Origin of the sequence: Caenispirillum salinarum AK4, from assembly GCF_000315795.1 — a bacterium.
GTDB lineage: Bacteria > Pseudomonadota > Alphaproteobacteria > Rhodospirillales > Rhodospirillaceae > Caenispirillum > Caenispirillum salinarum.
On record NZ_ANHY01000005.1, the window covers coordinates 192,758 to 206,851 of the forward strand.

At 69.9% G+C, this 14,094-nt stretch carries 13 protein-coding genes; 7 read left to right on the forward strand and 6 right to left on the reverse strand.

Annotation, left to right across the window (positions count from 1 at the left end; translation table 11 throughout):
- Positions 1 to 38 precede the first annotated feature (38 nt).
- Together C882_RS06105 and C882_RS06110 are read right to left on the reverse strand one after the other, a co-directional pair.
- Positions 39 to 1,442, reverse strand: a complete 1,404-nt coding sequence (locus C882_RS06105; protein WP_009539697.1) for a sensor histidine kinase — start codon at positions 1,440 to 1,442, stop codon at positions 39 to 41.
- Positions 1,439 to 2,104 carry a response regulator transcription factor gene (locus tag C882_RS06110; protein WP_009539698.1) on the reverse strand — a complete coding sequence of 222 codons (666 nt, stop codon included), beginning with the start codon at positions 2,102 to 2,104 and terminating at the stop codon, positions 1,439 to 1,441. Before C882_RS06110 ends, C882_RS06105 begins: the two co-directional genes overlap by 4 nt.
- Positions 2,105 to 2,167: 63 nt before the next feature.
- On the opposite strand from C882_RS06110, the gene C882_RS06115 reads away from it, so the two are divergent.
- The 7 genes from C882_RS06115 (at position 2,168) to C882_RS22990 (ending at position 10,270) form a co-directional block, all read left to right on the forward strand.
- On the forward strand, positions 2,168 to 3,256 hold the full coding sequence (locus C882_RS06115; protein ID WP_009539699.1) for an ABC transporter substrate-binding protein: 1,089 nt from the start codon (positions 2,168 to 2,170) through the stop codon (positions 3,254 to 3,256).
- Positions 3,257 to 3,444: 188 nt separating this feature from the next.
- Positions 3,445 to 4,449, forward strand: coding sequence for a tripartite tricarboxylate transporter substrate binding protein (locus tag C882_RS06120; protein WP_009539700.1), 1,005 nt, complete (start codon positions 3,445 to 3,447; stop codon positions 4,447 to 4,449).
- A 122-nt stretch (positions 4,450 to 4,571) separates the two neighbouring features.
- Positions 4,572 to 5,060, forward strand: coding sequence for a tripartite tricarboxylate transporter TctB family protein (locus C882_RS06125; protein ID WP_009539701.1), 489 nt, complete (start codon positions 4,572 to 4,574; stop codon positions 5,058 to 5,060).
- A gap of 167 nt (positions 5,061 to 5,227) precedes the next feature.
- Positions 5,228 to 6,763, forward strand: a complete 1,536-nt coding sequence (locus C882_RS06130) for a tripartite tricarboxylate transporter permease (RefSeq protein ID WP_009539702.1) — start codon at positions 5,228 to 5,230, stop codon at positions 6,761 to 6,763.
- 126 nt (positions 6,764 to 6,889) lie between these two features.
- Positions 6,890 to 7,075 (forward strand): hypothetical protein, encoded by a 186-nt coding sequence (locus C882_RS06135; protein WP_009539703.1) that lies wholly within the window; start codon positions 6,890 to 6,892, stop codon positions 7,073 to 7,075.
- Positions 7,076 to 7,092: 17 nt separating this feature from the next.
- On the forward strand, positions 7,093 to 8,004 hold the full coding sequence (locus C882_RS06140) for a LysR family transcriptional regulator (RefSeq protein ID WP_009539704.1): 912 nt from the start codon (positions 7,093 to 7,095) through the stop codon (positions 8,002 to 8,004).
- A 124-nt stretch (positions 8,005 to 8,128) separates the two neighbouring features.
- Complete coding sequence (locus C882_RS22990; protein WP_009539705.1) at positions 8,129 to 10,270, forward strand: sensor histidine kinase; 2,142 nt, start codon at positions 8,129 to 8,131, stop codon at positions 10,268 to 10,270.
- Between the two features lie 19 nt (positions 10,271 to 10,289).
- On the opposite strand, the gene C882_RS06150 is transcribed toward C882_RS22990, so the two are convergent.
- The 4 genes from C882_RS06150 to C882_RS06165 all read right to left on the reverse strand — a co-directional run bounded on the left by C882_RS06150 (position 10,290) and on the right by C882_RS06165 (position 14,024).
- Positions 10,290 to 10,610 (reverse strand): PGPGW domain-containing protein, encoded by a 321-nt coding sequence (locus tag C882_RS06150; RefSeq protein WP_009539706.1) that lies wholly within the window; start codon positions 10,608 to 10,610, stop codon positions 10,290 to 10,292.
- On the reverse strand, positions 10,607 to 11,914 hold the full coding sequence (locus C882_RS06155) for a hemolysin family protein (protein ID WP_009539707.1): 1,308 nt from the start codon (positions 11,912 to 11,914) through the stop codon (positions 10,607 to 10,609). The genes C882_RS06150 and C882_RS06155 overlap by 4 nt, the downstream gene beginning before the upstream one ends.
- Positions 11,915 to 11,977: 63 nt before the next feature.
- The gene (locus C882_RS06160; RefSeq protein WP_009539708.1) at positions 11,978 to 13,000 is read right to left on the reverse strand and encodes a TerC family protein; all 1,023 of its coding nucleotides are present in this window, start codon (positions 12,998 to 13,000) and stop codon (positions 11,978 to 11,980) included.
- A 136-nt stretch (positions 13,001 to 13,136) separates the two neighbouring features.
- Entirely contained in the window at positions 13,137 to 14,024 is an 888-nt protein-coding gene (locus C882_RS06165; protein WP_052000017.1) for a mechanosensitive ion channel family protein, read from the reverse strand.
- Positions 14,025 to 14,094: the final 70 nt, after the last annotated feature.

Consider the following 14,094-nt stretch of genomic DNA (forward strand, 5'->3'; position numbering starts at 1 on the left):
GGGTCCCCTTGAGGACGGTCGCGCCCCCTGCCGAGGCCCTATCGCACCGCCGGGTCCGCATCGCGGGGAAGTTGAAGGCTGACCCGCAGGCCGTGGCCGCCAGGGCCGGGGTCGAGACGCAGCGCGCCGCCGTGGGCGTCGGCGATCTCCCGGCAGATGGCGAGCCCCAGGCCGTAGCCGCCGCTTCCGCCGTCGCCCGTCCGCCCGAAGCGCGACAGCACCAGGGCGCGCTTGTCGGCGGGGATGCCCGGACCCGCGTCGCTGACCGCCAGTTCCACCGTGTCGCCGGCCGCCTTCAGCGCGATCCGCAAAGGGCCGGGCGCGGCATGGCGGATGGCGTTGTCGATAAGGTTCAGCACCACCTCGCGCAGGAGGATCGCGTTGCCCTTGACCAGGACGGGTGCGGCGGGCTTTTCCAGCGACATGTCCAGCCCCGCCCGCAGCGCCTGATCGGCGCGGTCCAGGGCCGCCTCCTCCGCCACCTCCGCCAGGTCGAGGCGCTGCATGCCTTCGCCGCTGGCCCGGCTTTCCTCCAGTCGGGCCAGCAACAGGAACTGCTCCACCAGCCGTTCGGCCTCGCGCGTCGCGGCGTCGGCCTTGCGCAGATGTTCCGCCATCTCGGCCCGGTCGGTGGCGCGCGCCGCCAGGGCCAGGTTCCCCCGCGCCACCGCCAGGGGCGTGCGCAACTGGTGGCCGACGTTGCCGGTGAACCGGCGCAGCGACCCCAGCGCATCCGCAAGCCGGCCCATGAAGGCGTTGAAGGCATCCACCAGCCGTTCCGTCTCGGCCGGAATGTTCCGCCGCAGGGGCCGAAGGTCATCGGGGTTGCGGCGGGCCACCGCCTTTTCCAGCCGGGCCAGGGGCGCCAGGCCGCGACGGATGCCGAGCCACACCATCAGGCTGACGATGCCCACCAGGATGGTCAGGCGCAGCGACAACCGCGCCAGCGCCGCGCGGGCCAGGCTCTCCCGCGCCTGCGTCGTCTCGGCGACGATGACGGTGTAGCCGACCGACCGGGCGGCGTCGGATGCCGCGCCGGCCAGGGCCACGGCACGGATGGGGGCACCGCGATAGGTGGCGTCATAGAACACCGGCCCGCCCCCGACCGCCGGCTCGTCGGGCGGCGGCGGCAGGTCCTGGTAGCCGGTGACGAAGCCGTCGACCGGATTGCGCACCTGATAGAACACCCGCTCCTCGGCCAGCGAGGTGAGCATCTCCAGGGCGACGTAGGGGATGTCCACCTGCAGCCCCCCGTCGTCGGCGATGGCGACGCGGTCCGCCATGGTCAGGGCCGAGCCCGCCAGCGTGCGGTCGAAGGCCCGGTTGGCCTGGTGCCGCGCATCGGCGTAACCCTCCAGCGCGAAGACCAGGCTCAGGCCCACCAGGGGCACAAGGACCCAGCCGAACAGGCTGCGGCGCAGGGAATGGCGGCGCCCGGTCATGCGTCTTCCAGCACGTAGCCCAGGCCGCGCAGCACCCGAAGGCGCAGGCCCGCCGGCTCCAGCTTGCGGCGCAGGCGGCTGACATACAGTTCCACCGCCGTGTCGCTCAAGGGTTCGTCGAAGCCCGACACGCTGTCGGCCAGTTCCCGCTTGGACACCACGCGCCCGTGACGCAGCACCAGGGCCTCCAGCACGTCCAGCTCGCGGCGCGGCAGTTCCACCACATCCCCGCACAGGCGCAGGCGGCGCGTCGCCACCTCGAACTCCAGCCGCCCGACCCGCAGCGTGCCGGCCGACGTGCCGGCCTTGCGGCGCAGGAGGGCGCGGACGCGGGCCTCCAGTTCTTCCACCTCGAAGGGCTTGGCGAGATAATCGTCGGCGCCGAGGTCGAGCCCCCGCACCCGGTCGTCCAGCCCGCCCCGCGCGGTCAGGACCAGCACCGCCGTCTCGCTGCCGCGCGCGCGCAGGTTCTTCAGCACCTCCATCCCGTCCATGTCGGGCAGGCCCAGATCCAGCACCACCAGGTCGAACGCTTCCGCGGCAAGGGTTGCGTCGGCGCCTTCCCCGTCGGTGGCGATGTCGACGGCATGACCGTCCGCCGCCAGAAGGCGGCGCAGGGTGTCGGCCAGGTCGGGGTTGTCTTCGACGATCAGCAGGCGCATCGCCTGAGGCTATCCCCACCCTCGGCCGTTGTGAAGAGACCGCGAAGCCGGCATTCTGGCGCCATGCAAGCCCTTCTGCGACTCCTTGTCCTTCTGACGCTCTGCCTTGCCGCCCCCGTGGCCCTGGCGCGGGAGCCGACCCTGTTCCCCGCACCCAGCGCCAGCGAGGCCGCACCGGCCGCGACGCTGGTCATCTACAGCACCGCCGACACGCCGCTCATCGCCCCGGTGATCGAGGCCTTCCAGGCGGAGTACGACGCCGTTGCCGTCGCCTACCACGACCTGCAGTCGGTGGAGATCTTCGAGCGCGTGCGCGACGAGACCGACGCGGGCGGGCAGACCGCCGACTTCGTCTTCAGTTCCGCCATCGGGCTTCAGTTCAAGCTGGCCAACGACGGCTACGCCCGCCGGCTGGACATGCCGACGGCCAACTACCTGCCGCCGTGGGCATCGTGGCGGGACACCCTGTTCGGCCTGACGTTCGAGCCGGCGACGATCATCTACAACAAACCCTTCTTCGCCGCCGAGGGCCTGACGCCGCCGGCGACGCGGGCAGAGCTGGCGGCGCTGCTGGATGCCCGGCAGGACCTGTTCCACGGCCGCATCGCCACCTACGACGTCGAGCGCAGCGGCGTCGGCTTCCAGTTCCTGGCGTGGGACGTCCGGCAGTCCGACGACATCTGGCGGCTGGTGGCGCTCATGGGCCGGGCGGGGGTGAAGCTGTACTCCAACTCGGCCGCCATGATCGACCGCGTGGCGCAGGGACGCTTCGCGCTGGGCTACAACATCCTCGGCTCGTACGCCCGCGCCATGGCGGCCGGCGGCACCGACATCGGCATCGTGCAGCCCAGGGACTACACGGTGGTGCTGTCGCGGCTGGGCCTCGTGCCGCGCGCCGCCCGCCTGCCCGAACTGGGCCGCGCCTTCCTCGCCTTCCTGCTGTCGGAGAAAGGGCAGCGGGCCATCGCCGACGCGGGCCTGGGCACCCTTCACCCGAGCGTGGACGCCGCCACCGCCGGGCATGATCCGACCGGGCGCCTGGACCGCCGGTTCCGGCCCATTCCGGTGGGATCGGGTCTGCTCGCCTTCCTGGACCAGGCCAAGCGCCGGCAGATCATCCGGCGCTGGAACCAGACCCTTCTCCATCCGTGATGCCCCCCATCTCCGGATGACAGGTTGGTGACAGGTAGCGCCCGTACGATCCTTTCCCAGTCGCGCGGACCATTCCCAGAAAAGCAAGAAGGTCCGAGGAGCGCCGGGAGGACGTTTACGACAATCCGAATGATTCCCTGCCTCCCCCGCGACGGCCATTCCAATGACCGTACCGTGGAGGAACATCCATGAAGAGCTTCAAGAGCCTGACCCGCCGCGCCGTCCTGGGCGGCATCGCGGCCGCCGGCCTGATCGCCGCGTCCGGCCTGCCGGGCACCAGCGCCAGCGCGCAGCAGGACATCGACACCATCCACTTCCTGATTCCCGGCGGCGCCGGCGGCGGCTGGGACTCGACGGCCCGCGCCATCGGCATGACCATGAAGCAGGAAGGCCTGATCGAGAACGATTCCTACGAAAACATGTCCGGCGCCGGCGGCGGCAAGGCCATCGGCTACCTGATCGAGACCGCCGACCGCCAGGAAAACACCCTGATGGTCAACTCGACGCCGATCATCGTGCGCTCGCTGACCCAGATCTTCCCCTATTCCTACCGCGACGTGACGCCGGTCGCCCGCGTCATCGGCGACTATCAGATTCTGGCCGTACAGCCCGATTCCGAGATCCAGGGCTTCGAGGACGTGCTGGAGCGCTTCCGCGAGGACCCGCGCAGCGTGAAGATCGCCGGCGGTTCCGTGCGCGGCGACCTCGACCACCTGGTGCCCGCCTCGGCCTTCCGCGCCGCCGGCGAGGACCCGCGCCAGGTCGCCTACGTGCCCTATGACGCCGGCGGCAAGGCGCTGGCCGGCTTCCTGTCGGGCGAGACGGAGCTTCTGTCCACCGGCCTGGGCGAGGCCATCGGCCCGCACCGCGACGGCCAGCTGCGCATCATCGCCGTCAGCGCGCCGGAGCGCGTCGACGTGCTGCCCGACGTGCCGACCTTCAAGGAATCCGGCGCCGACATCGACTTCGCCAACTGGCGCGGCGTGTTCGCCGCCCCCGGCATCTCCGACGAGCGCAAGCAGGCCTTCGCCACCAAGGTCGAGACCATGATGGACACCGGGACCTGGGAGGAAATCCGGTCCAAGAACGGCTGGCAGAACCTGTACCTGCCGCCGGCGGAGTTCGTCGACTTCCTCGCCAAGCAGGAAGAGGAAATGGGTGAACTGATGCGGGAAATGGGCTTCCTGCGCTGATCCCGGCCGGTTCACGCGGCGGCGTGACTTAGCGGGCGACGAGACGAGCCGATGATTCCAAGTGTCGCCCGGTAAGCCCGCCGCCACCCGCCTCTCCCTCCCCCGACACGCGGAGACCTCCCATGACTCTGTCGCGCGATGCCGTCGCGGCACTGTGCTTCCTGGCCCTGTCGGTCGCCTACGGGTGGCACGCGGGCAGCATCCAGCTGTTCCCGGGGCAGGAGTTCGAACCCTTCACCCCCCGCACCTTCCCCTATGCGCTGGCCGTGATCGGCATCGTGCTGTCGCTGGCGCAGTTGTTCACGGTCATGCGCAAGCCCAAGGCCGGCCAGGAGCGCGAGAAGCCCCAAAGCTGGGCCGGCTTCGACTGGGGCCGCGTCGCCGCCCTGGTGGTCGCCATGGTCGCCTATGGCGCGGCCTTCAAGCCGCTGGGCTTCGTTATCGCGACCTCGCTGTTCCTGGCCGCCGGCTACCTGATTCTGGGCGAGCGGCGCTGGGCCGTGGTGCTGGGCGCGTCGGTGCCCGTGGCCGTGGTGTTCTGGGCGCTGATGACGCAGGTGCTCGGCCTGTACCTCGACCCCGGCGCGCTGATCCGCGCCCTGACGAGTTGATCCCGGGCGACACCGGCATCGAACACGCGTCGCCCGGCAAGGCCGACGCGCCGCCGCGCCCTATGGCGCGTGAGCCTGCGCGGCGCCTGGAGCCGAAGGCGTGTGCGGAGCACACACCGCAGCGTCGATGATTTCAATCAGCGACACGCACTAGAAGGACCTGAACCATGTGGGAAGGGATTTCCCTCGGCCTGTCCACGGCCATCACGCCCCTGAACATCCTGATGGTCTTCGTCGGGTGTTTCGCGGGCACCTTCATCGGCATGTTGCCGGGGCTCGGCCCCATCTCGGCCATCGCGCTGATGATCCCCATCACCTACGGCTTCGACCCGGCGTCGGGCATGATCCTGATGGCCGGGGTGTACTACGGCGCCGTGTTCGGCGGGTCGACGTCGTCCATCCTGATCAACGCGCCCGGCATCGCCGGCACCGTCGCCACCGCCTTCGACGGTTATCCCCTGGCGCAGAAGGGCCAGGCCGGCAAGGCGCTGGCGATCGCCGCCTACTCGTCGTTCACCGGCGGCACCATCGGCGCCATCTTCCTGCTGGTCGCGGCCCCCGCGCTGGCCTCGGTGGCGCTGAGCTTCCAGTCGTCGGACTACCTGGTGCTGATGATCCTGGGGCTGACGGCGGTGTCCGCCTTCACCGCGCCCGGGCAGGTGATAAAAGCGCTGATGGCAACGGTTCTGGGCCTCATGATCTCCACCGTCGGCACCGACCCCTCGGCCGGTGTGCAGCGCTACACCTTCGGCAGCCTGGACTTGGTGGACGGCATCAGCTTCCTGCTGCTCGCCATGGCGACCTTCGCCCTGTCGGAGGCCCTGATGGCGGTGCTCAAGCGCGACGAGTCCAGCGAGAAGACCCGCGACGCCTCCGTCGGCGGCATGGGGTCGCTTAAGGTTACGCGGCAGGAGCTGCGCAGCATCGCGCCCACCGTCGGCCGGTCGTCGATCCTGGGCTTCTTCATCGGCGTGCTGCCGGGCGCAGGCGCGACCATCGCCTCGTTCCTCGCCTACGGCATGGAGCGCACGGTCGCCTCGGCCAAGGACAAGCTGGGCTTCGGCAAGGGCAGCCTGAAGGGTCTGGCGGCACCGGAAACGGCCAACAACGCCGCCTGCACGGGCTCGTTCGTGCCGCTGCTGACGCTGGGCATTCCAGGCTCGGGCACCACGGCGGTGATGCTCGGCGCGCTGATCTCCTACGGCGTGCAGCCGGGGCCGCGCCTGTTCCAGGAAGCGCCGGACGTGTTCTGGTCGGTCATCGTGTCCATGTACCTGGGCAACATCGTCCTCCTGATCCTGAACCTGCCGCTGATCCCCTACATCGCCAAGCTTCTGGCGCTGCCGCGGCCGGTGCTGATCCCGCTGATCCTGTTCTTCTCCTTGATCGGCGTGTACCTGGTGTCGTTCAACACCTTCGACATCTACATGATGGCGGCCTTCGCCGTGGCGGCGATCATCCTGCGGCTGCTGGCCTTCCCCATGGCGCCGCTGATCCTGGGCTTCATCCTGGGCGACATGATCGAGGACAACCTGCGCCGCGCGCTCTCCATCTACGACGGCTCCATCGCCTTCCTGTGGGAGCGCCCGCTGACGCTGGCGATCACCCTGCTGACGGTGCTGACGCTGGTGGTGCCGCTGATCCGCACCGTCAACACGTGGCGGCGGATGCGCTGGGCCGCCGCCTCGGGAGACGGGGAGTAGAGCCCCCGGAGGGGCGCGGCGTCGGCAGCCTTGCCGGGCCGCGCCCCCTCCCCTCGTCAACCGGCGATGGTGGCCGGACGGGCGTGGTCCTAGACTTCCCTCACGCACTTGCAGAGGAGAAGGATCATGCCCGCCACCACCGCCGCCCCTCGTCCGGCCGCGGCGCCAAGGCTTCTGCCGCGTCTGGCCCGCCTTGTGGACCGGACCGCCGCCGTGTTCGCCTTCGCCGTCGCCATGACCGGCCACAGCGAACGCTCCGCCCGCGCGATGACCGATGTCATGGAGGCGGAGATCCGGCGTCTGAAGCTCTGACGTATCGGAGTTGACGCTTGCAGACCTTCGACATCGTCACCATCCGCCTGTTCCTGGCCGTGGCCCGCGCCGGCAGCATCGGCGAGGCCGCCCGCCGCGAGCACATCGCCGCCTCGGCCGTCAGCCGGCGCATCAGCGACCTGGAAGCCATGCTCAAGGTCCGCCTGCTGCGCCGGCTGCCGCGCGGGGTGGCGCTCACGCCCGAGGGCGAGGCCCTGGCCCGCCACGGCGAGCGCATCCTGTCCGACATCCGCACCCTCGGCCAGGACCTGCGCGCCTTCGCCGAGGGCACGGGCGGCGAGATCTGGCTGTCGGCCGTGACGTCGGCCCTGAACGGCCACCTGCCCCGCGTGCTCGCCCGCTTCCGGGCCGAGAACCCCGACATCACGCTGCACCTGCAGGAGCTGTACACGCGTGAAGCCGTCGAGGCCGTGCGCGAGGGCCGCGTCGACCTTGCGGTGGTGGCGGACAACGCCGCCGTGCAGGGGCTCTGCCACCTGCCATTCTGCGAGGACCCCATCTGGGTGGTGACCCCGCGCGACCACCCCCTGCTGCGCGACCGGCCGGCCGGAACGCCCGTCCCCTTCGCCGAAGCCTGCCGCTACGACGTGATCTCCATCCACCAGGGCGGCTCCATCGACGAGTTGATCACCGCCGCCTGTGCCGAGGCGGGAGTGACGCTCGCGCCCACCATGCTGGTGACCCGCTTCGGATCGCTGCGCCGGCTGGTGGAGGAAGGGCTGGGCATCGGCTTCCTGCGCAAGAGCAGCGTCGAGCGGCACGCCGAGACCATGGACATCGCCGGTGCGCCGCTGTCGGACTCCTGGGCGCGCCGCCGGCTGAACGTCATCCATGCCGGCGAGCCCACGCTGCCGCCGGCGGCACGGCGGCTGCTGGCCGCCCTGCGGGACGCGGCGACCGTCGCCTGAGGCTCCCGCCGTCCCCCGCCGGCCCTTCATCCGGGCCGGACTTATCCAAAGTCAAAGAAAGATGCTTTAGGTGTAATAAATATACATCGTGGGGAGGGGCGCTTACAGGACTGGGGGACGGTTCATGCATCTGTTCGACCTGATGCCCGAAATCCGCGGGCGGTGGCAGCGCGTCGGCCTCGTCATGCGGCGGCGGCTTCTGGCGGTCCTGCTTCTGGTGGGTGCCGCGTCGGTGGTGGGATGCGCGACGTTCCTGATCTTCGTGGTGGAGCGCGACCAGGTCGGCTCGCTGATCAACACCATGGGCCGCCAGCGCATGCTGGCCCAGCGCGTCGCCCTGTCGGTCGTCGAGTTGCGCGACGGCATGGCCGACGCGGCCGCGATCGCCGACCGGATCGAGTCGGACATCGCGGCCATGGAGACGGGCTTCACCCGGCTGGAACAGGCGCGCGCCGACGGGCTGACGCTGGATGCCCAGGAGTCGGGCACCGCGCTCGACGAACCGCTGCGGCAGGAGTTCGCGCGGTTCAAGGCCGACGCCCTGGCCGCCGCCGCCCTGGCCGGCGGTCCCTATACGCTGGATTTCGCCCGGGCCGCCGACCGCATCAAGACCGCCGTGGCGGGGCCCCTGACCCGCGAGCTTGAGGCCCTGGTCTCGGACCTGGAGGCGGCCTCGCAGCGCCGCTACGACCGGGTTCGCGACTACTCGCTGGCGGCCGTGGTCGCGTTCCTCGCGTTTCTCGCGCTGCTCGGCCGCCGGCTTCTCTGGCCGCTGAGCTACGACGTGGAGCGCGCGGTGGTGCGCCTGGCCCAGTTGGAAGGCTTTCAGAGCGGCCTGCTCGACCATCTTCCCATCGGTCTTCTGGTCCTTGATCCGGACGGGCGGCGGGTGGTGCGCATGAACGACGAGGCGGAGGCGATCTTCGGCTGGGTGCGCGACGAGATGCCCCGCCTGGACGCCCTGTTCCAGGGCGACTGGCCTCTGGACCGCCTGCGCGGCTGCAGCCGGGCGCGGCTTCACGGCGTCGACCGCGAGGGCCACGACCTGCACCTGGAGGTCTCCGCCGGCGAGGCCGACCGGCACTGGCTGCTCATCGTCACCGACATCACCGAGGAGATGGAGGCCAAGGCCGACATCGCGGCGCTCTACAAGGTTCTGGAGAGCATCCCCGTCAGCATCGCCATCACCGACACGCGCGGCCGCATCGAGTTCGTCAACCCGCGCTTCGGCGAGATGACGGGCTATGCGCCGGCCGAGGTGGTGGGCCGCACGCCGTCGCTGCTGAAATCCGGCCGCACCGCCGCAAGCACGTATGAAACCCTGTGGCGGACCGTGCTCGACGGCAGCCAGTGGCGCGGCGAGCTTCTGAACCGGCGCAAGGACGGCGACCTGTTCTGGGAGTACGAGGTCATCACGCCGCTGCGCAACAGCCGGGGCCGCATCGTGCGGTTCTTCGTGCTGGGAGAGGACGTCACCCACATCAAGGAGAACGAGGAACGCCTGCGGCTGGCGCTGGATGCGGCCGAGGAGGCGAACCGCGTGAAGTCCAACTTCCTCGCCAGCATGAGCCACGAGCTGCGCACCCCGCTGAACGCCATCATCGGCTATTCGGAATTGCTGACCATGGGCATCGACGGCCCGCTTCCCGAGCGCTACGCCGGCTATGCCAACGACATCCATTATTCCGGCAAGCACCTGCTGGACCTCATCAACAACCTGCTCGACCTGTCCAAGATCGAGGCGGGCCAGATGGAGCTGAACGAGTCGGAATCCAGGCTGCAGGACATCGTGGAGGCCGCCGTCTCGCTGGTTCAGGAGCCGGCCGAGCGTGCCCACGTGCGGCTGAAGGTGGCGCTGCCCGAGACCCTGCCGCTGGTGCGCGTCGACCCGCTGCGGGTCCGCCAGGTGCTGATCAACCTATTGAGCAACGCCATCAAGTACAGCGATCCCGGCGCGCCCGTCACCGTCAGCGCCCGCGCCGATGCCGGCGGCTTGGCGCTGACCGTCGAGGACCAGGGCGCCGGCATCCCCGAGGAGGACATGGAGCGCGTCCTCCAGCCGTTCGGACAGGCCCGCAGCGCCCTGGTGCGCAAGAAGGAAGGAACGGGCCTCGGCCTTCCCATCTGCAAGCAGTTCATCGAGATGCATGGCGGCACCCTGGCCCTGGACAGCCGCCTTGGCGAGGGGACGCGGGTGACGGTGAGGCTGCCGGCAACGCGCCTTGTGGAGACGGACCGCGTGCTGCCCATCGCGGCGGGACGCTGACGCCGCGCCCGCGGCAGGATCAGGCCGCTGCGCCGCTCTCCACCGGCAGGCCGCGCCGGCGACGGCGACGGCGGCGGCGGCGGAGCAGTCGGTCCGTCAGGCGGAACGGCCCCGGCCAGCGGCGGCTGAGGCGGACATAGCGGCGCCGCGCCCACAGCGAGGTGCGCAGGACGATCAGCAGCCCCGCCAGGACCAGGGGCGTCCCCAGGGGTCCGGGAATGGGCGAGATGATCACCCCGACCAGGATCAGCACGCACCCCGCGCCGAGCCAGAGGCCGCGCACCATGCCGCCTGCCGCCCCGGACGGGCGCAGGCGGCGGAGCTTTTCCGCGAGCGTCATGCCCGGTCCTCCGTCGCGGACGGCGGCACGACCAGCACCTTGTCGATGCGCCGCCCGTCCATGTCCACCACCTCGAACCGGAAGCCGCCGCGGTCGAAGGCCTGGCCCGCGCGCGGCAGGGTGCGGAACTCGGTCAGGATGAAGCCCGCCAGCGTAGCGTAGCTGGCGTTCTCGCCCAGGCCGCGGAAGCCGATGACCTCGCCGGCGCGGGCGGCGTCCATGTCGCCGTCGATCAGCCAGCTTCCGTCGTCGCGGCGGACGGCCTGTGGCACCCAGTTCTCGCCGTGCTCGGCCATGCCGCCGACCAGTTCCGCCAGAATGTCCGACGGCGTCACCACGCCCTGCACGGCGCCGTACTCATCGACCACAACGGCCAGGTGCACGGGCGCGCGCTTCAGCCGCTCCAGCACCGACAGGGCGCCGGCGCTGTCGGGCACCACCTCGGCCGGGCGCACCAGCGCCGACAGATTGAAGTCGCGGCCGGACAGGACGATGTCCAGGATGTCCTTTGCCACCACGATGCCCACCAGGTCGTCGATCGCGTCCCGGCAGACCGGATAGCGCGAATGCTTCGTGGCGCGAAGGCGCGAGACGATGACGTCGTGCGCCTCGTTCAGGTCGAGCCAGTCGATCTCGCGCCGCGGCGTCATGATGGTGCGTACCTTGCGGTCGGCGAAGCGCATCACGGCCCGCATCATCTCGTTCTCCTCGGGCGCCAGGACGCCGGCGGCGGTGCTTTCACCGATGGCGGCCCTGATCTCGTCTTCGCTCATGGCGGTCTCCGTGGCTTCGATGCGCAGAAGGCGCAGAATGAGATGGCTGGAGCGGTCGAGCACCCAGACGAAGGGCGCCGCGACGGCCGACACCAGCCGCATGGGTCCGGCGGCCAGCGCCGCCATGCGCTCGGGATGGGCGAGCGCGATGCGCTTGGGCACCAGCTCGCCGACGATCAGCGACAGGTAGGTGATGGCGCCGACCACCACCGCAAGCGCCAGTTCCTCGGCATAGGGGGCCAGTGCCGGAACCTCGGCCTCCAGCCAGCGGTCGAAGCGCCCGGCGACGGTCGCGCCCGAAAACGCGCCGGCCAGTACGCCGACCAGCGTGATGCCGATCTGCACCGTCGAGAGGAACCGGCCCTGGTTCTCCGCCAGGGCCATGGCGCGGCGCGCCCCGCCCGAGCCGGCCTCGGCCATGGCGGCCAGCCGCGCCCGGCGGGAGGACACCACGGCCAGTTCCGACATCGCCAGAAAGCCGTTGAACAGAACCAGCAGCACGATGATGCCGAGTTCAAACGTAAGAGACATGTAACCTTTCCTTCGCGGCGGGCGGCAGCGGCAAGACCGCCGCCACCGCCCGTCGCCGTTTCCTTACTGGGTGCCGCCTTCCTGCGGCACCTGATCCGCCGCCACGACCGCCACCGGCGCCCGGCGCGTCTTGACCAGCGAGACGATGACACCGGCCGCCAGCAGGCCGAAGGTCACGCCCAGCGACAGGATGGCCGGCATCTTGCCGAAGAACTCGGCGTAGTAGATCTTCGAGCCGATGAAAATCAGCACCGCCGCCAGGGCGTACTTGAGATACGCGAAGCGGTGGACCATCGCCGCCAGCGCAAAGTACAGGGCGCGCAGGCCGAGGATGGCGAAGATGTTGCTGGTGTATACGATGAACGGGTCGGTGGTGATGGCGAACACCGCCGGCACGCTGTCCACCGCGAACAGCAAGTCGGACGCCTCCACCACGATCAGCGCCAGGAACAGCGGCGTCGCCCACCATGTCGCGCGGCCCGTCTGCGGGTCGGTGCGCTTCACCCAGAAGCGCTGGCCGTGCAGGTCGTCCGTCACCCGCAGGTGGCGGCGCAGGAAGCCGATCAGGGGGTTCTGCGACAGGTCCGCCGGGGCGTGGTCCTTGGCGAACAGCATCTTCAGGCCGGTCAGCACCAGGAAGGCGCCGAACAGGTAAAGCACCCAGTGGAACTGGCTGACCAGGACCGAGCCGGCGCCGATCATGATACCGCGCAGGATGATGACGCCCAGGATGCCCCAGAACAGCACGCGGTGCTGGTATTCGCGCGGAACGGCGAAGTACGTGAAGATCAGCGAAATGACGAAGACGTTGTCGAGCGACAGGCTTTTCTCGACAAAGTAGGCGGTCATGTACTGCACGCCCGCGGTCTCGCCCATGTACCACCACACCCAGCCGCCATAGGCGAGCGCGACGGCGATATAGAAGGCCGACAGCTTCAGGCTTTCGGGCACGCCGATGGCGTGCGCCTTGCGGTGGAGGACGCCCAGGTCGAGCACCAGCAGCGTCACCACGATGCCGGCGAACGTCATCCACGCCCATGCCGGCTTGCCGAGCACGGGCGCGAAAAACAGATCAAGAAATTCCAAGGGGAGAGCCTCCGGCCCGCTCCTGGCGCCGCGTCAGCGCGTTGGGAACGAAAGGTCCGACATCGCGACGACCGCCGTCATCGCCAGAGGGGCCCGGACCGGGACGCTCAACAGATAAGCCGGCGCCGGGGCGCCGTCAAGATGCTGCCGATGAAGATGCCGGCACCGCCGGCGCGTCGGCCTTCGCGGCCGCCTCCTTGGCCTCGCGCGCCTCGGTGATGCGCTCGTGCAGGGCCTCCATGATCTCGCGCGTGGCGGCGGCCTCGATCGCTTCGGCCTCGGCGGTGGGCACGAAGACGGTCACCGTCGCACGGTACTTGCCGAGGTCGGTGGTCGAAAACCGCAGCCGCACGGTCGGTTCCTGGATGTCGACGCCGCTGCGCCGCTCGATCTGGGCGTTGGCCTTGGCGGCGTCGGCGGCGAAGGGGGCGACATGGCGCTCCACCACCGCGCGGATGGCGGCTTCTTCCCGGAACAGGTTGAAGGCCGGATCGACGGTGATGTTGAAGCTGTGGAAGGCGAAGCTGCGCAGCAGGTTCATGTTGCGCACGGGCGAGGTCAGGAAGGCGCTGTTGGGCATGACCACGGTGCGGCCCGTGTAGTGGCTGCCGTCGATTTCCTGAAGCGTCGTCGCAAAGATGTTGTGGTCCACCACCTCGCCGCGCACAGCCCCGATCTCGACCCAGTCGCCCACCGAGAACGCCCGCGAGGACGTGCGCATGAACGAGCCCGAAAAACACAGGATCAGTTCCTTGGTCGCCACCACGATGGCGACGGCCACCGCCGTCAGCGACAGGGCCAGCGCCTGCAACTGCGGCGCCCAGATGAGCATGAGCCCGACCAGGAGCAGGAACCACGCGGCGTTCTTCAGGTTGGCGGTCCACCGCCGCTGAACGTGCGGGGCCGCCCGCGTCCGCCGCCGCACGAAGCGGACGGCAAGCGTGGTGATGAGGAAGACCGCGACGACGAGAAGCAGGGACTCTGTCACGTCGGGAGACAGGAGGGTTTCGGGTAGCCAGGACATGCGAAGGGAGGGTCGGGACAGTGGAGGGACAGGCGCCGGGGATCGAGCCCCGTGCCACGAACATACATAT